Genomic DNA, 15,615 nt, shown 5'->3' on the forward strand with positions numbered 1-15,615 from the left:
TCGCGTCGGTGCGGGGCGTCCATTACTACCTTCGCCCCAAGATGCGCCTCGCGACCTTACGTGATGGGAGCCGCGACGGTCGGCTCGTGGTGGTGCACCGGGACGGCGCTGCGTACGCCGACGCCTCCGGCATCGCGCCGACCTTGCAGGCCGCGCTCGACGGCTGGGAGGCGTGCGAGCCCGCGCTGCGGGCCCTCGCCGAGTCGGTCGACGCCGGCAAGGTGCACCTCGCGCCGCTCGAGCCGGGCCGCCTCCTTTCGCCCTTGCCGCGCGCTTTCGAGTGGGTGGACGGCTCGGCCTACCTGAACCACGTGCGCCTCGTCCGCAGGGCGCGCGGCGCGGAGCCGCCGCCCACCCTCGAGCAGGATCCCCTCGTCTACCAGGGCGGCTCCGGCGTGCTGCTCGCGCCGCGCGAGGACATCCCACTCCCCGATCCGGCCTGGGGCATGGACTTCGAGGCGGAGGTCTGCGTCGTGCTCGGCGACGTGCCGCGCGGCGTCGCGGCGGCGGACGCGGAGCGGTACGTCCGGCTCGTCTGCCTCGCGAACGACGTCACCCACCGGAACCTCGTCCCGCCCGAGCTCGCGAAGGGCTTCGGCTTCTTCCAGTCGAAGCCGGCGACCGCGTTCTCTCCGTTCGCCGTCACGCCCGACGAGCTCGGCGGCGCCTGGCGGGGCGGCCGGCTCCACCTGCGCATGACGGTGCGCTGGAACGGCGAGCGGGTCGGCGACGTCGAGACCGGGCCCGAGATGCACTTCTCCTTCCACGACCTGCTCCGCCACGTCGCGAAGACGCGCGCCTTCACCGCCGGCACGATCCTCGGCAGCGGCACGGTCTCCAACGCCGACCGCGCCCGCGGCTACTCCTGCATCGCCGAGCAGCGCGCGCTCGAGATGATCGACCACGGCGCGCCGCGGACGCGGTTCCTCGCGCCCGGCGATCGGGTCGAGATCGAGGTGCGCGACGCCGCCGGTCGGAACGTCTTCGGCACCATCGACCAGAAGGTGGTGACGCCGTGATCCGGCTCTACTCCTACTGGCGCTCCTCCTCGGCCTGGCGCGTGCGGATCGGCCTCGCGCTGAAGGGGCTCGCGTACGAGTACGCGCCGGTGAACCTCCTCGCCCAGGAGCAGTTCGGCCCGGACTACCAGGCGCGCAGCCCGATGGCGCAGGTGCCGGTGCTCGAGGTGTCGGAGCACGGGTACTCCGTGCGGCTCGCGCAGTCGATGGCGATCCTGGAGTGGCTCGACGAGCGCTACCCGCAGGCGCCGCTCCTGCCGCGCGACCTCGACGGGCGGGCGCGGGTCCGCGCCCTCGCCGAGCACGTGAACTCGGGCATCCAGCCGCTGCAGAACGCGATCGTGCTGCGCACCCTCCGCGAGAAGCTGCCCGGCTACGAGAAGGAGTGGGCCGCGCTCTGGATCCGGCGAGGCCTCGAGGCGCTCGAGCGCGCCCTGCAGGACGACGAGACGGGCCGCTTCTGCCACGGCGACGCGCCCGGGCTCGCCGACTGCTACCTCGTGCCCCAGCTCTACAACGCGCGCCGGTTCTCGCTGGACCTCGCGCCCTACCCCACGCTCTTGCGGATCGAGGAGGCCTGCGCGGCGCTCGCGCCGTTCCAGGACGCCCACCCCGACCGCCAGCCCGACGCACCGCCACCGGATCGGAGGACGCCATGACGACGACGCTCGAGCCCCTGGGGATCGTCCGCATCGAGGCCCTGCACTACTACGTGCACGATCTCGAGCGGAGCCGGCGCTTCTACCTCGAGCGACTCGACTTCGCCGAGACGGGCGCGTCCACCTCGGACCTCGACCGCGAGGGCCACCAGCGCTCGGCCGCGTTCGAGGCCGGCGACGTCCGGATCCTCTGCTCGCAGCCGCTCGGCGAGGGCGGCCGGGCCTGGCGCTACCTGCGCAAGCACCCCGACGGCGTCGGCGCGGTGATCTTCGAGGTGGAGGACGCGGACCGCGCGTTCCGGCTCCTCGAGGAGCGCGGCGGCACCCCGGTCACCGATCTCCAGGTCCACGAGGACGAGGGCGGCACGCTCCGCACCTTCAACATCACGACGCCGCTCGGCGACACCACCTTCCGCTTCGTCGAGCGGCGCGGCTACCGCGGGCTCTACCCGGGCGTCGCGCGGCACGCGGCGCCGAAGGGCGGCCAGAACGCCTTCGGCTTCGGCTACATCGACCACCTCACCTCGAACTTCCAGACCATGAAGCCGGCGCTCCTCTGGATGGAGCACGTGCTCGGCCTGGAGGAGTTCTGGGAGGTGCAGTTCCACACGAAGGACGCCGCCGAGGCGAGGCGCGCGGCGATCCAGGCGCAGAAGGGCTCCGGCCTCCGCTCGGTCGTGATGAAGGACCCGCGCTCGGGCGTGAAGTTCGCGAACAACGAGCCCTGGCGGCCGGCGTTCAAGTCCTCGCAGATCAACGTCTTCAACGAGGACCACCGCGGCGACGGCATCCAGCACGCGGCGCTCACCGTGACGGACATCCTCTCCGCGGTGCGCGGCCTGCGCGCCCGCGGCGTCGAGTTCATGCCGACCCCCGCCTCCTACTACGAGGCGCTCCCTGCGCGGATCCAGGAGACCGGGATCGGGCGGATCGACGAGGAGGTGAAGACGCTGCAGGAGCTCGAGATCCTGGTCGACGGCGCGGGCCGGGGCTCGTACCTCCTCCAGATCTTCCTGCGCGACGCGGCGGGGCTCTACCACGAGCCCGAGGCCGGGCCGTTCTTCTTCGAGATCATCCAGCGCAAGGGCGACCAGGGCTTCGGCGCGGGCAACTTCCGCGCGCTGTTCGAGTCGATCGAGCGCGAGCAGCAGCGCGAGGGGCGCGCGTAGCGCGGACGCCGCCATGCTCGACCGGCTGGTACAGGGAGAGGTGCCGCGGAAGCACCACATCGCGTTCCGGGACGCCGGCGGCCGGCTCCTGCACGAGGAGGCGTTCACGCGCGCCGGGTTCGACGGTCCGTACACGCTCGCCTACCACCGCCACAGGCCGCACGCGACGCACGCCGCGGAGGTCCGCCACGGCTTCACGCTCCCGCAGGCCGCGCCGCCCCGGGCGCTCCTGAAGCGGCACTACCGCACGCAGGACCTGCGCGCGCCGTCCGGCCCGGCGGTGGACGCGCGCGTCCCGTTCCTCTTCAACGCCGACGTGGTGGCGGGCCTCGCGACGCCCACCGCCGAGGACCCGGTCTACTTCTCGAACGGCGACGGCGACGACCTGTTCTTCGTGTTCGAGGGCGGCGGGCTCCTCCGCACGCCGCTCGGCGACCTCCGCTTCGCGAAGGACGACTACGTCTACGTGCCGAAGGGCCTCCTCCACCGGTTCGTGCCGGATCCCGGTCCGCAGCGCTGGCTCTCGCTCGAGTTCCCGGGCGGCGTCCACCTGCCCTCCCAGTGGCGGAACGACACCGGGCAGCTCCGCATGGACGCCCCCTACTCGCACCGCGACTTCCGCCGGGTGGAGTGGAAGGGGCCGATGGACGAGGGGATCCGCGAGCTCCTCGTGAAGCGCGCGGGCGCGTTCCACGGCTTCCGCTTCGACGAGTCGCCGCTCGACGTGGTCGGCTGGGACGGCGCGGTCTACCCCTTCGCCTTCCCGATCCTGAACTTCCAGCCGCGCGCCGGGCTCGTGCACCTGCCGCCCACCTGGCACGGCACCTTCGCCGCGCGCGGCGCGCTCGTCTGCTCGTTCGTGCCGCGCGTGGTGGACTTCCACCCCGAGGCGATCCCCTGCCCGTACCCCCACGCCTCGGTGGACGTGGACGAGCTCCTCTTCTACGTCCGCGGCGAGTTCACCTCTCGGCGCGGCGTGGGCCCGGGCTCGATCTCGCACCACCCGGCGGGCGTGATGCACGGCCCGCACCCGGGCGCCTACGAGGGCTCGATCGGCGCGCGCACGACGACCGAGCTCGCCGTCATGCTCGACTGCTACCTCCCGCTCGCCGCGACCCCCGCGGCGCTCGAGGTCGAGGACCCGGGCTACCAGGAGAGCTTCGTCCGCTGACGGCCGCCTTGGATCGCGGCCGCGAGGCCGCCTTCGCGCGCGGCGCGGTCACCACCTTGGCGCGCGGCGCGGCCGCGGCCGCCCTCGCGTGCGGTGTGGGCTCCGGCGCGCGCGCGGCCTCCTCCTCGCCGGCCTCCGCGCCCTCGCCGCCCTCGCCGGGCGCCGACACCGGCGGCGCGCCGCGCGAAAGCTCGAGCAGCCGCTCGGTGGAGATGGGGATCTTGAGGCCGCGCCCGCCGTTCTCGAGGAACAGGCGCAGCCCGTACTCGTAGTGGCGCTTCACGGCGTTCAGGATCGACTCGTAGATCGGCTGGAGCTGCTCGGGCGTCGGCGCCGCGACCTCGAAGTCCTCGAAGCCGAACAGGCTCACGATGTAGCGGGTGTCGAGCTTCTTGAAGCGCACGCGCAGGAGGATCGAGTCGCGCGCGCGCGGCTCCTCGATCGCGAGGCGCAGGCCGACGTGCCAGAACGCGTCCGCGTCGAGGTGCATCGCGTCCTCGATCCGGTGCGTCGGCGCCTCGGGCGCGTCGCCGGGGAGCGGCTCGTAGGTGACGAGCTCGCGCGGCCAGCCGGCGTACTCCATGAAGCCGCGCGACAGCGTCGCGGCGAACAGCACGCACTCGGAGCGGTACGCGGCGAACCGGGAGCGGGCGTCCTCGAGCGTCTGGCAGAGCTGCTGGTATCTCACGGACACCTCCTACGCACGCGTCGTAGCACGCGCGGCCCGGACCTGGCCGCATCACGCCCGGGCAGGGGAACGGCGGCCGCCCGCTCGCCCCTCTGGCAGCGCGGGGCGGCTGGGTATATTGACGGCTCCATGTCCTCGAACCCCTCCCAGTGGGGCGGCCGGCCGGTCTGGGCCGAGGTCGACCTCGACGCGCTCGCCCACAACGTCCGCCTGCTCGCCGGCCGCGCGGCGCCTGCCCGGCTCTACGCCGTGGTGAAGGCCAACGCCTACGGCCACGGCGCGGTGGCCGTGGCGCGCGCGGCGCTCGCCGCCGGCGCCTCCGGGCTGTGCGTGGTCTGCGTGGACGAGGCGGAGGAGCTCCGCCGCGCCGGCGTGGACGCGCCCATCCTGGTCATCGGCTACACCCCGCCGAGCGACGCCGAGCGCGTGGTCGCGCTCGGCCTCCGCCCCACGGTCGGCGCCGCCGACGTCGCCGAGGCCCTCGCGGCCGCGGCGAAGCGGCGCGGCGCGGTGGTCCCGTTGCACCTCGAGCTCGAGTCGGGCCTGAACCGGCACGGCCTCGGCCCCGACGCGCTCGTCGCGCTCGCGACCCGGCTGCGCGAGATCCCGGAGCTCTCCGTCGAGGGCCTCTTCACCCACTTCGCCGCCGCGGAGGAGGGCGACCAGCGCTTCACGCGCCGGCAGTTCGAGGTGCTGCGCGAGGTCTCCGCGAAGCTCCCCTTCGTCAAGGAGCGCCACTGCTCCGCCTCGGCGAGCGTCCTCCTCGACCACGAGATGGCGCTCGAGGTGGTGCGGACCGGCCTCTCGATGTACGGCTACCGGCCGGCGCCGTGGTGCGGCACCGACGCGGAGCTCGTGCCCGTGCTGTCCTTGCGCAGCCGCATCGCGCGCGTGCTCGAGGTGGAGCGCGGCGCGACGGTCGGCTACGGCCGCACCTGGGCGGCGCCCCGGCCGTCGCGCATCGCGCTCGTCATGTGCGGCTACGCCGACGGGTACCGGCGCGCGTTCGGCAACCGCGCTCATGTGCTGGTACGCGGGCGCCGCGCGCCGGTGGTCGGCCGCGTCGCCATGGACATGTGCATGGTGGACGTGACCGCCGTGCCCGACGTTCGCGCGGGAGACGTCGCGACGCTCCTCGGCCGCGACGGCGACGAGCGGGTGGACGCCGACGAGCTCGCGTCCCTGGTGGACACGATCTCCTGGGAGATCCTGGCCGGCCTCACCGCCCGCGTGCCGCGGCTCTACCTCCGCGGCGGCGCGGTCGAGGCGGTGTCGACGCTCGCCGAGCGGGAGCCGAAGGACGCGTAGGCTGCCGCGCAGGCCGCCCTAATGCAGCTCCCGCTCCGAGACGTGCCGCATGGTCTCGGCGGCGCGGCGGTCGTCCTCCTCCTCGACGATGTCGGAGAGGCTGATGACGCCGACGAGCCGCCCCTCCTCGTCCACGACCATCATCCGCGACTTGCGGTAGCGCCCCATGAGCTCCTCGGCGGCCTCGATGGGATCGCTGTCGCGGCAGGTGATGATCTCGCGCGTCATCACCGCGCCGGCCCGTGTCTCGCTCGCGCGGCGGTCCTCGCCGCAGACGCGGAGCGCGAGATCGCGGTCGGTCAGCGCACCGACCGGGTGACCGTCGCGGTCGCAGATCGGCACGAACCCGATGTTCACCTCGCGCATGCGGCGCGCGACGTCGAGGACCGGATCCGTCTCCCGGAACGTCTCGACCTCGCTCTTCATGACGTCCTGACACAGCATGGCGCACCTCCCGTCCCGCGGCGCCCTCCGGCGCTTCCTGGTGCATACGTCCGCGGGAGGGGGCGGGATGCGCCCGCGCGGGGGGAACCCGAGCTGGTCCCAGGGGGGCGCCCCCACGCTCGCCCCCTCCCCGCCCCCGCGGCGCTCCTCCGCCCGGTATATTCCGAGCATGTCCGTGACCGTCGAGACCGGCACCACCCTCGCGTTCGACCGCTTCTGGCGCTGGCTCAAGCGCCACGCGAACTGCATCCTCCGCGCGGGCACGTCCGACGCCTACCTCTACGACCACGAGGACCTGCACTGGCACCTCGAGGAGGACGAGGACCGCACGCCGACCATCCAGGTCCTGCGCGGCAAGCAGCTCCTGGGCGAGATCCTCATCGAGGCGCGCGAGGTGATGTTCGTGCAGGCGATGCCAGATCCCGACGGAGACCAGGGACAGTTCCTGTTCGAGCTCGTCGGGGGCTCCGGCGAGGAGCCGTACGCCGTCTACCACGTGGTGGTCGCGCACGGCTTCGACGAGGAGGCCCAGCACCGACCTCAGCTGAAGCAGTGACCTCCGCCGCGCTCGTCTTCACGATCGGATACGAGGGCCGCTCGGTGCGAGCCCTCGCGACCCGGCTGCGCGAGGCGCAGGTGACGCGCGTCCTCGACGTCAGGCGATCGGCGCGCTCACCGAAGCCCGGCTTCTCGAGGGGCCCGCTCGAGCGCGCGCTCGTCGCCGCCGGGTTCGAGTACCGTCACCTTCCCGAGGCGGGGAACCCGTTCCACGCGGAGGCGGCCGCCGACCTCCCGGGCGTCCTCGCGCGGTACCGCGCCCACCTCGCGGAGCGCCCCGAGGTCGTCCGGGCGGTGCTCGACGCGGCCGCGGGCGAGCGCACCGCGCTCCTCTGCGCGGAGGCGAACCCGGCGCGCTGCCACCGCTCGGTGCTCGCCGAGGCGCTCGCCGCGGCGGAGCCGCAGGTGCGGGTCGTGCACCTCTGACGCTGCGCCAGGACACGCTCCCCGCGGGCCCGGGCCGCCGGCGAGCTCCCTCGTTAGGAACCGTCCGTGACCCCGATGCCGGAGTACGACCGCATGGACGCGCTCGCCCTCGCCGAGGGCGTGGCGCGCGGCGACTTCACCGCCGCGGAGCTGCTCGAGGCGGCGCTCGCGCGAGCCGACGCACGGAACCCCGGCCTCAACGCCATCGTCGCCCGCTACGACGACGAGGCCCGCGGCCGCGCACGCGCGCGGCTGCCGGCGGGCCCGCTCTCCGGCGTGCCGTTCCTCGTGAAGGATCTCCTCACCGCCTGGAAGGATCACCCCGTCACCGCCTCGTCGCGCGCGCTCGCCGGCTTCGTGCCGCGCTTCGACTCGGAGGTGGTGCGCCGGCTGCTCGGCGCCGGGCTCGTGCTGTTCGGCCAGACCAACACGCCCGAGCTCGGGGTGATGGGCACGACCGAGCCGCGGCTGCGCGGGCCCACGCGGAACCCGTGGAGCCCGGCGCACACTCCGGGCGGCTCCTCGGGCGGCTCGGCCGCCGCGATCGCCGCGCGCATCGTGCCCGCCGCCCACGGCAACGACGGCGGCGGCTCGCTGCGCATCCCCGCCTCGTGCTGCGGGATCGTGGGCCTCAAGCCCTCGCGCGGCCGGGTCTCCTTCGCGCCCGCCTACGGCGAGCTCATGAGCGGCCTCGCCATCGAGGGGGTCATGACCCGCAGCGTGCGGGACGCCGCCGCGTTCCTCGACGTGCTCGCCGGCCCGGTGGCGGGCGATCCCTACGCCGCGCCGCCGCCCGCGCGGCCGTTCCGTGAGGAGGTCGGCGCGCCGCCGGAGCGGCTCCGCGTCGCGTTCACGCCCGCGTCGCTGTTCGCCTCACGCACCGACCCCGAGTGCTCCGCCGCGGTCGAGCGGGCCGTCTCCCTCCTCGCCGACCTCGGCCACGAGGTGGTCGAGGCGCGCCCGGCGTTTCCGCGCGACGCGCTCGTGCACGCCTACCTCGTCGTGCTCTGCGCGTCGGTCGCCGCCGACGTCGAGCTCATCGCGCGCGCGACCGGCCGGCGGGTGCGGCTCGACGAGCTCGAGCCGGAGACCGCCGCGCTCGTCGCCGGCGGCCGGCTCCTCGGCGCGAAGGAGCTGGCGCTCGCCGAGCACGAGATGCACCAGGCCGCGCGGAGCGTCGGCGCGTTCATGGAGGCGCACGACGTCCTCGTCACCTCGACGATGGCGCGGCCGCCGGCGCGGCTCGGAACCCTCGGCGCGCGCCTGCACGAGCGCCTGGCGCTGCGCGCCTTCGCGCGCTTCCCGTCGCGGCGGATCCTGGATCGGCTGTTCGCGGACATCGGCGGCCGCTCGTTCGAGGCGACCGGCAACACCATGCTCTTCAACCAGACCGGCCAGCCCGCCGTGAGCGTGCCGCTGCACTGGACCCCCGACGGCCTCCCCGTGGGCGTCCAGCTCGTGGGCCGGTTCGGGGACGAGGCGTCGCTGCTGCGGCTCGCGTCCCAGCTCGAGGCGGCGCGGCCCTGGGCGAGCCGGGTGCCGCCGGCCGTGGCCTGAGCGCGGTACCGGCGCGAGGTCACGCCCGAGTGATGCTTCACCGCCCTCGCGTGGCGATCGTCCCCCACCCCGCGAGCGCCTCCCGCACCCGCTCGTAGCCGTCGAGCTCGCGCGGCACGACGATCCCGCGACCGTCGCGGGCCCGCACGGCGAGTCCGGCGCGGATCTCCTCGATCGCCGCGACGTCGGCGCGGAGGATCCGGACGGGCGGGAAGCCGATCACCGCGCGCCCGATGGCCTCGTCCTCGAGGCCGATCTCGAACGACGCCCAGCGCGCGCGGAAGCGGCGCATCCGGCGCACGTAGGAGAAGGCGGCGAGGACGAGGAGGAGCGCGAACGGGATGACGAGCGCGTCGAGGCCGCGGCCGGGATCGCGCAGCCCGGCCCCGTAGGCGGCGAGCACGAGCACCACGACGGCGACGAACGTCGCGAGGAAGCGGCGGTTCATGCGCCGGGCTGTGGCGCGCGACGCCTCGGGGCGCAGCCGGAAGCGGGACACGGTGCGGTGCTCCATCTCCATCGGGCGCGCATGCTACGTCCCGCGCGCGCTGGACGCCACCCGGCTGCGTGCGGACGGAACGGCGCCCGGCCGTCCGGCGCTGCCCCCGCGCGCGGGATCCCCGGCTGGACGCCGCGACAAGCTGCCGCGTCCCTTACGTCGACCGCGCAGTCGCAGCCGTCGAAGGAGGAGCGCCATGCTGGGGAACCGCCATTTCACCGCCATGCTGCCGGTCACCGATGTCGCGCGCGCGCGACGCTTCTACGAGGAGACGCTCGGCATTCACGCCGGGAGAACCCTGCCGACCGGGGACGTGCTGTACCAGCTCGAGGGAGCGGAGTTCGCGCTCTATCCGCGCGAGACACCCCCGCAGTCGGATCACACCGCGATGAGCTGGGACGTCCCCGACGTCCGCGCCGAGGTGAAGGATCTCCGCGCCCGCGGCGTGCGCTTCGAGGACTACCCGGAGCTGCAGACGAAGGACGGGATCCTCGAGAAGGACGGCGAGACCTGCGCCTGGTTCAAGGATCCGGACGGGAACATCCTCTGCATCCACCACACCGTGCAGTGACGGTCCGGGGCTCCTCGGGTGCCCGGGGCCGGGCGCTCGAGGGTGCCCCCGACGGGCCGAGCGCCCGCCCGGCCCTCCCGCTAGGCACGCCCCCGGGCGCCCTGCACACGGCGCCCGCGCGTGCCGGTGCGTACCTGGGACGTCATCGTCGTCGGCGGAGGCCACAACGGGCTCGTCCTCGCGGCCTATCTCGCCCGCGCGGGCGAGCGCGTGCTCGTGCTCGAGGCGCGCGACCGCGTCGGCGGCGCGTGCGTCACCGAGGAGACGTGGCCCGGGTTCAAGGTCTCCACCGCCGCGTACGTGGTGAGCCTCTTCCGGCCCGAGATCGTCCGCGACCTCGAGCTCGCGCGCCACGGCTACCAGGTGCTGCGCCGCGATCCCTCCTCGTTCACGCCCCTCCCCGACGGTCGCTCGCTCCTGCTCGGCCCCGACCTCGCCGCGAACCAGCGCGAGGTGGCGAAGCTCTCCGCGCCCGACGCCGCGCGGCTCCCGGAGTACGAGGCGCAGCTCGAGCGGATCGCCCGCGCCATCGAGCCGACGCTCCTCGAGACGCCGCCCGATCCGTTCTCCCGCCGGCCGCGCGAGCTGCTGCGCCTCGCGCGGATGGGCGCGCGCTTCCTGCGCCTCGGCAAGGATGGCCCCGCGGCGGTGGAGATTCTCACCGGCGCGGCGCGCGACGTGCTCGACCGCTGGTTCGAGTCCGACGCGCTCAAGGCGACGCTCGCGACCGACGCGATCATCGGCGCCTGGGCCTCGCCCTCCACCCCCGGCACCGCGTACGTCCTCTTCCACCACGTGATGGGCGAGGTGGACGGCGCGCGCGGGGTCTGGGGATACGTGCGCGGCGGCATGGGCGCGCTCTCCGAGGCCATCGCCGCGGCGGCGCGCGCGGCGGGCGCCGAGATCCAGACGAACGCGCGCGTCGAGCGGATCCTCGTGCGCGACGGCGCCGCGCGCGGGGTCGTGCTGGCGGACGGGACGGAGCTCCTCGCCCGGCGCGTCGCCTCGAACGCCGACGCGACCCGCACGCTCCTCGGCCTGGTCGGCGAGGCGCACCTGCCGCCCGAGGCGGCGGCGCGGGCGCGGCACATCGACTACGCGAGCGGCTCCGTGAAGATCAACGTCGCGCTCTCCTCCCTGCCCCGGTTCCGCGCGCTGCAGGGCGGCGGCGACCGGCCCGGACCGGAGCACCGCGGGACGATCCACGTCGCGCCGTCGATGGACTACCTCGAGCGCGCCTTCGACGACGCGCGCGCGGGGATCCCTTCCCGCGCGCCGGTCCTCGAGTGCACGCTCCCGTCGGTGGTGGACGATTCCGTCGCGCCCGCCGGCAGGCACCTCATGTCCATGTTCGTGCAGTACGCGCCGTACCGGCTCGCGCAGGGGAGCTGGGAGGTGGAGCGCGAGCGGTTCGCGGATCGCTGCTTCGAGGCGCTGGAGGAGTACGCGCCCGGCTTCACGGCGTCGGTCGTGGCGCGCGAGGTCCTCGCCCCTCCCGACCTCGAGCGCCGCTTCGGCCTCACCGGGGGGAACATCTTCCAGGGGGCGATGACGCTCCCGCAGCTCTTCTCGATGCGGCCCATGCCCGGGTTCGCCGACTACCGCACGCCCGTCGCGAACCTCTACCTGTGCGGCGCGGCCACGCACCCGGGCGGCGGGGTCATGGGCGCCTGCGGCTACAACGCCGCGCGGGAGATGCTGCGCGACCGCCGGCGGTGGCGGCCGCGGCGGCGGTGAGCGTGGGTCAGGACGCTCTCGGCGCGACGTGCCGCCGGACGGCCGGCCGCGACGAGACGCGCTCCGCCCAGCGCGCGAGGCGCACGAAGCCGAGCGCCGCGGGCGAGAGCTCCGGGCGACGCAGCGCGAACGGCGCGAGCGCGATGTCCGCGAGGCCGTACGCGCCGAGCAGGAACCCGTCCTCCGGGGTCTCGCGCTCGAGGAGCTCGAGCGCGGCGCGCGCCCTCCGCTCGGCCTCGGGCCGGGCCTCCGGTCCGCCCTTCGCGAGCACCCCGATCGCCGCCGCGAGGGGGGCGATGCGCTCGAACAGGAGCCGCATCCGCGCCCGACCGAGCGCGTCGCGGGGCACGAGCGGAACCTCGCCGTACCGCTCCTCGAGGTACTGCGCGATGACGAGCGAGTCGGGGATCACCGCGTCGCCGTCGACCAGGATCGGCACGCCGCCGAGCGGCGGGTTCATCGCGAGCACCTCGGGCGGCTTCCTCGCGAGATCGATCTCGCGCGACTCCCACGCGAGCCCCTTCTCGTCGAGCTGGATGCGGGTGCGCTGGCAGTACGGGCAGCCCCAGGCGTGCCACAGGGTGAGCATCGCTTCGTCGTCCTCCGGCCCGATGATCTAGCGGAGGACGGCGCGCGGCGCTCACCCTGGCGGCGGGGGCAGCCCGCGCGCGCTGCGGACGTGCAGCTCGTCGATCTCGAGCCGGCCGATCCGCGCCTCCTTCACCGCGAGCTTCCGGATCGCGAGCGCCGCGATGGCGACGCTCCCCACGGCGAGCGCGCCGAGGGCGGCGGCGCCGACCGCGATCGCGAACGTCGCCCGCGCGACCCGGGCGGTGGACGGCCTCGGCCGGAGGAGCCCGCGCCGCTGGAACCTCGCCCGTGCTCTCATGGCGTTTTGCCCTCCCGTCCCCTCGCCCCCTCGCACCCCGCTCGCCCCGCCATGCCGTCCCCCCGTCGTCGATCGCAGGATGTGGCCTTCGCCCGGAAGCGGCCCGCCTGGCTGGACGGGTGCGCGACGCGCTGCCGCGCGCACCGCGCCGAGGTACCCCCGTAGACTGGAACCCGCCCACCGTTCCGGGCGGTAGCGTCAAAGCCGTAGGAGGATGCCATGCGGGGGATCGCACTCGATCGCGCCCGCGAGTTCCTGGCCCAGAAGCGCATCGCGGTGGTCGGGATCTCGCGGAACGAGAAGGACTTCAGCCGGCAGGTGCTGCGCGCGCTCGTGAAGGCGGGCTACGAGGTCGTGCCGGTGAACCCGGCGCTCGACGTGGCCGAGGGGAAGGCCTGCTACCCACACGTGCAGGACGTGAAGCCGCCGGTGAACGCGGCGCTCCTCCTGACGCCGCCGACCCAGACCGAGGAGGTGGTGCGCGACTGCGCCCGCGCGGGCGTGCGGTACGTCTGGATGCACCGGGGGGCGGGGGTGGGCGCCGCGAGCGCGGAGGCGCTGCGCTACTGCGACGCGCACGGGATCTCGGTCGTGACCGATCTCTGTCCGTTCATGGTGCTGCCCGAGACCGGGTTCCCGCACAACATGCACGCGTGGGCGCGCACGCGGTTCGGCAAGGCGCGCGTCGAGCCCCTCTGACGGCGTTCACGGACCGCCAGCGCCGCGGGTCAGCTCCCGCGCCCCGGTCCGGCGCGCGCGGGCCAGGCCCTCGGCGCGCCGGCGGATCCCGAGGAGCTGCGCCCGCACCATCATGAGCTCCTGCGGCTCGATCATGGCGACGAGCGCGGTGCTGCGGAGCCCCGGCGGCGCGGCCCCGCGGACGCGCAGCACGAGCCGCGTGGTCTCCGCGTCGACGGGGTAGAGCCCCCACGCCTGCGTGACGAGCGCCTCCCCGTGCTCGATGCGCAGGACGAGGGAGCGCTCCCGCTCGACCGCGTGCACGGGCCAGCCCGGCGTTCCGCCGATGGGGACCACGTCGCCCGGCCTCAGATCCTGCCACTCCGGGTGCACCTGCTCCGCGCTCGGCGCGTCGAGGACGCCGAGCGCGCGATCGAGCAGGTCGACGCTGTAGAGCCCCCCGCGCCCGTTCCCCATCTGCGCGAGCCACGGCCAGATCTCCTCCGGGCGCGCACGGACGGTGATGGCGCGCGTGGAGCGGTAGCGCGGCTTCGGGACGAGCTCGTCGCCGGGCATGGGCCGGGCGACCTCCTCGTCGGTCGCGCCCCAGCGGCGAAGCCAGGGACGGACGAACGCCGCCCAGCCCGCCACCGCGGCGACCGGCACCGCGACGAGGATCCCGGCCCGCTTCAGCGTCGTTCGTGCGTCCATGTACCCCCGGTATCGCGCTCCCGGCCGGATCGCTCGCCCCGGGCGCGGCCCCGGCGACGCCGGCAGCCTCTCGCCCACCCGGCCCCACCCCGAGCGATCGCGCGTTGCCCCGGCATGCGCGGCCGGGTATACCATCCGCGGCCGTTTCGTTCGTACCGCGCCCGAACGCCTGTCGCCGGGAGGTGTCCCGGCCCGCGCGGTCCCCCCGTTCAGCCGGCCTCACTTCAAGAGCGCGCCGCGACTCGCCGCGCGCCTCCCACGAGGAGCACCCTCTGTCGACGTCGAAGTCCTTCGCAGATCTGAAGCTGTCCCGCGAGGCGCTCACCGCGCTCGCGCACGCCGGGTTCGAGCACCCGACCCCCATCCAGGCCCAGGCCATCCCGCCGGCGCTCGAGGGCCGCGACGTCATCGGCACCGCCGCCACCGGCACCGGCAAGACCGCGGCCTTCCTGCTCCCCATCATCGAGCGTCTCGCCGGCAAGCCGGCCGGGACGCGGGCGCTCGTGCTCGCGCCCACCCGTGAGCTCGCCGTCCAGATCGGCGAGGAGCTCGAGCGCTTCGGCCGCGGCCGGCGCGTGCGCGGCGCCGTGATCATCGGCGGCGTCGGCATGGGCGCCCAGGCGGAGGCGTTCCGGGAGCGGCGGGAGATCGTCATCGCGACGCCCGGGCGGCTCGTCGATCACCTCGAGCAGGGCAACGCCAAGCTCGACGCGATCGAGGTGCTCGTCCTCGACGAGGCCGACCGGATGCTCGACATGGGCTTCAAGCCCCAGCTCGACCGGATCCTGCGCCGGCTGCCGAAGCAGCGCCAGACGCTGCTCTTCTCCGCCACCACTGCGGGCGAGGTGGCCGACTTCGCGCGCGCGCACCTCAAGGATCCGGTACGCGTCGAGGTGGCGCGCAGCGGCACGACCGCGGCCCGCGCCGAGCAGCAGGTGTTCCTCGCGGGCCAGAACGAGAAGCTCCCGCTCCTGCTCACGCTCCTCGAGCGCGACGACGCCTCGACGCTCGTGTTCACCCGGACGAAGCGGCGGGCGGACAAGATCTGGAAGCACATCGGGCGCGCCGGCCACAAGGTCGCGCGCATCCACGCCGACCGCTCGCAGGCGCAGCGGCGCATGGCGCTCGACGGCTTCAAGGACGGCACCTACCGCGTGCTCGTCGCGACCGACATCGCCGCGCGCGGCATCGACGTCGCCGAGATCGGCCACGTCGTGAACTTCGACCTGCCGCACGTGCCTGAGGACTACGTGCACCGCATCGGCCGCACCGCGCGGGCGGCCGCGAGCGGCCGGGCCTCGAGCTTCTCGGCGCCGGAGGAGCGCGACCTCCTCCACGCCATCGAGCGGCTCACGCGCGCGGTGCTGCCGCGCGCCGAGGTGCCGCGCGACGCGGAGATCTTCCAGGTCGAGCTCGCGCGCGCCGCCTCCGCGCAGAAGGACCCGGGCCCCGCCCAGCCGCGCCAGCGGCCGCACCCGGCGAAGCCCGCGCGCGCCCGCGGCCGCGCCGAGGGCGGCCGCGCGCAGCGGTC

The 15,615-nt window shown here is 74.7% G+C and carries 18 protein-coding genes; 12 read left to right on the plus strand and 6 right to left on the minus strand.

The features are described from left to right. Positions 1-41 precede the first annotated feature (41 nt). The 4 genes from MNY62_RS17240 to MNY62_RS17255 are packed head-to-tail and all read left to right on the plus strand — an operon-like array spanning position 42 to position 4,018. On the plus strand, positions 42-1,019 hold the full coding sequence (locus MNY62_RS17240; RefSeq protein WP_242345430.1) for a fumarylacetoacetate hydrolase family protein: 978 nt from the start codon (positions 42-44) through the stop codon (positions 1,017-1,019). Further along, on the plus strand, positions 1,016-1,678 hold the full coding sequence (gene maiA / locus MNY62_RS17245; protein ID WP_242345431.1) for a maleylacetoacetate isomerase: 663 nt from the start codon (positions 1,016-1,018) through the stop codon (positions 1,676-1,678). Before MNY62_RS17240 ends, maiA begins: the two co-directional genes overlap by 4 nt. Continuing rightward, a complete protein-coding gene (locus MNY62_RS17250) occupies positions 1,675-2,847 on the plus strand; it encodes a 4-hydroxyphenylpyruvate dioxygenase family protein (RefSeq protein ID WP_242345432.1) in 1,173 nt (390 codons plus the stop codon). Before maiA ends, MNY62_RS17250 begins: the two co-directional genes overlap by 4 nt. Before the next feature lie 13 nt (positions 2,848-2,860). Next, on the plus strand, positions 2,861-4,018 hold the full coding sequence (locus tag MNY62_RS17255) for a homogentisate 1,2-dioxygenase (RefSeq protein WP_242345433.1): 1,158 nt from the start codon (positions 2,861-2,863) through the stop codon (positions 4,016-4,018). Here the strand turns inward: MNY62_RS17255 and MNY62_RS17260 are convergent. After that, complete coding sequence (locus MNY62_RS17260) at positions 3,930-4,706, minus strand: hypothetical protein (protein ID WP_242345434.1); 777 nt, start codon at positions 4,704-4,706, stop codon at positions 3,930-3,932. The two genes, MNY62_RS17255 and MNY62_RS17260, sit on opposite strands and share 89 nt — an antisense overlap. 129 nt (positions 4,707-4,835) lie before the next feature. Here MNY62_RS17260 and alr point away from each other — a divergent pair, with 129 nt between their 5' ends. Then, on the plus strand, positions 4,836-6,014 hold the full coding sequence (alr, locus tag MNY62_RS17265; protein WP_242345435.1) for an alanine racemase: 1,179 nt from the start codon (positions 4,836-4,838) through the stop codon (positions 6,012-6,014). Positions 6,015-6,032: 18 nt separating this feature from the next. Here alr and MNY62_RS17270 read toward each other — a convergent pair whose 3' ends face one another. After that, positions 6,033-6,458, minus strand: a complete 426-nt coding sequence (locus MNY62_RS17270; RefSeq protein ID WP_242345436.1) for a CBS domain-containing protein — start codon at positions 6,456-6,458, stop codon at positions 6,033-6,035. Between the two features lie 169 nt (positions 6,459-6,627). Here MNY62_RS17270 and MNY62_RS17275 point away from each other — a divergent pair, with 169 nt between their 5' ends. The 3 genes from MNY62_RS17275 (at position 6,628) to MNY62_RS17285 (ending at position 8,999) form a co-directional block, all read left to right on the plus strand. After that, positions 6,628-7,014: a hypothetical protein gene (locus MNY62_RS17275; RefSeq protein WP_242345437.1), complete on the plus strand. Its 387-nt coding sequence runs from the start codon at positions 6,628-6,630 to the stop codon at positions 7,012-7,014. Beyond that, positions 7,011-7,442 carry a DUF488 domain-containing protein gene (locus MNY62_RS17280; RefSeq protein WP_242345438.1) on the plus strand — a complete coding sequence of 144 codons (432 nt, stop codon included), beginning with the start codon at positions 7,011-7,013 and terminating at the stop codon, positions 7,440-7,442. The genes MNY62_RS17275 and MNY62_RS17280 overlap by 4 nt, the downstream gene beginning before the upstream one ends. A gap of 75 nt (positions 7,443-7,517) precedes the next feature. Next, entirely contained in the window at positions 7,518-8,999 is a 1,482-nt protein-coding gene (locus MNY62_RS17285) for an amidase (RefSeq protein WP_242345446.1), read from the plus strand. A gap of 37 nt (positions 9,000-9,036) precedes the next feature. Here the strand turns inward: MNY62_RS17285 and MNY62_RS17290 are convergent, their stop codons facing one another. Further along, positions 9,037-9,519 (minus strand): hypothetical protein, encoded by a 483-nt coding sequence (locus tag MNY62_RS17290; RefSeq protein WP_242345439.1) that lies wholly within the window; start codon positions 9,517-9,519, stop codon positions 9,037-9,039. A gap of 175 nt (positions 9,520-9,694) precedes the next feature. On the opposite strand from MNY62_RS17290, the gene MNY62_RS17295 reads away from it, so the two are divergent. After that, entirely contained in the window at positions 9,695-10,069 is a 375-nt protein-coding gene (locus MNY62_RS17295; protein WP_242345440.1) for a VOC family protein, read from the plus strand. Positions 10,070-10,189: 120 nt separating this feature from the next. After that, entirely contained in the window at positions 10,190-11,806 is a 1,617-nt protein-coding gene (locus MNY62_RS17300; protein ID WP_242345441.1) for a phytoene desaturase family protein, read from the plus strand. 7 nt (positions 11,807-11,813) lie between these two features. On the opposite strand, the gene MNY62_RS17305 is transcribed toward MNY62_RS17300, so the two are convergent. Both MNY62_RS17305 and MNY62_RS17310 read right to left on the minus strand, forming a co-directional pair. Then, a complete protein-coding gene (locus MNY62_RS17305; protein WP_242345442.1) occupies positions 11,814-12,395 on the minus strand; it encodes a glutathione S-transferase family protein in 582 nt (193 codons plus the stop codon). A gap of 51 nt (positions 12,396-12,446) precedes the next feature. Further along, a complete protein-coding gene (locus tag MNY62_RS17310) occupies positions 12,447-12,695 on the minus strand; it encodes a hypothetical protein (RefSeq protein WP_242345443.1) in 249 nt (82 codons plus the stop codon). Positions 12,696-12,914: 219 nt separating this feature from the next. On the opposite strand from MNY62_RS17310, the gene MNY62_RS17315 reads away from it, so the two are divergent. Continuing rightward, positions 12,915-13,394, plus strand: a complete 480-nt coding sequence (locus MNY62_RS17315; RefSeq protein ID WP_242345444.1) for a CoA-binding protein — start codon at positions 12,915-12,917, stop codon at positions 13,392-13,394. Positions 13,395-13,400: 6 nt separating this feature from the next. Here the strand turns inward: MNY62_RS17315 and MNY62_RS17320 are convergent, their stop codons facing one another. Next, entirely contained in the window at positions 13,401-14,084 is a 684-nt protein-coding gene (locus MNY62_RS17320; RefSeq protein WP_242345445.1) for a hypothetical protein, read from the minus strand. Positions 14,085-14,266: 182 nt separating this feature from the next. Between MNY62_RS17320 and MNY62_RS17325 the strand changes: the two genes are divergently transcribed. Further along, positions 14,267-15,615 (plus strand): DEAD/DEAH box helicase (locus tag MNY62_RS17325; protein WP_408629092.1); only part of this gene is annotated, 1,349 nt, incomplete at its 3' end.

It is taken from the genome of Anaeromyxobacter terrae, from assembly GCF_022690685.1.
Taxonomy (GTDB): domain Bacteria; phylum Myxococcota; class Myxococcia; order Myxococcales; family Anaeromyxobacteraceae; genus Anaeromyxobacter; species Anaeromyxobacter terrae.

Bases quoted from the DNA above. Each gene is read 5' to 3' on its own strand.
- MNY62_RS17320 (WP_242345445.1), bottom strand. From the start codon at position 14,084: ATGGACGCACGAACGACGCTGAAGCGGGCCGGGATCCTCGTCGCGGTG.
- MNY62_RS17255 (WP_242345433.1), top strand. From the start codon at position 2,861: ATGCTCGACCGGCTGGTACAGGGAGAGGTGCCGCGGAAGCACCACATC.
- MNY62_RS17275 (WP_242345437.1), top strand. From the start codon at position 6,628: ATGTCCGTGACCGTCGAGACCGGCACCACCCTCGCGTTCGACCGCTTC.
- MNY62_RS17295 (WP_242345440.1), top strand. From the start codon at position 9,695: ATGCTGGGGAACCGCCATTTCACCGCCATGCTGCCGGTCACCGATGTC.
- MNY62_RS17305 (WP_242345442.1), bottom strand. From the start codon at position 12,395: ATGCTCACCCTGTGGCACGCCTGGGGCTGCCCGTACTGCCAGCGCACC.
- MNY62_RS17270 (WP_242345436.1), bottom strand. From the start codon at position 6,458: ATGCTGTGTCAGGACGTCATGAAGAGCGAGGTCGAGACGTTCCGGGAG.
- alr (WP_242345435.1), top strand. From the start codon at position 4,836: ATGTCCTCGAACCCCTCCCAGTGGGGCGGCCGGCCGGTCTGGGCCGAG.
- MNY62_RS17310 (WP_242345443.1), bottom strand. From the start codon at position 12,695: ATGAGAGCACGGGCGAGGTTCCAGCGGCGCGGGCTCCTCCGGCCGAGG.
- MNY62_RS17250 (WP_242345432.1), top strand. From the start codon at position 1,675: ATGACGACGACGCTCGAGCCCCTGGGGATCGTCCGCATCGAGGCCCTG.
- MNY62_RS17315 (WP_242345444.1), top strand. From the start codon at position 12,915: ATGCGGGGGATCGCACTCGATCGCGCCCGCGAGTTCCTGGCCCAGAAG.
- MNY62_RS17240 (WP_242345430.1), top strand. From the start codon at position 42: ATGCGCCTCGCGACCTTACGTGATGGGAGCCGCGACGGTCGGCTCGTG.
- MNY62_RS17285 (WP_242345446.1), top strand. From the start codon at position 7,518: ATGCCGGAGTACGACCGCATGGACGCGCTCGCCCTCGCCGAGGGCGTG.
- MNY62_RS17290 (WP_242345439.1), bottom strand. From the start codon at position 9,519: ATGGAGATGGAGCACCGCACCGTGTCCCGCTTCCGGCTGCGCCCCGAG.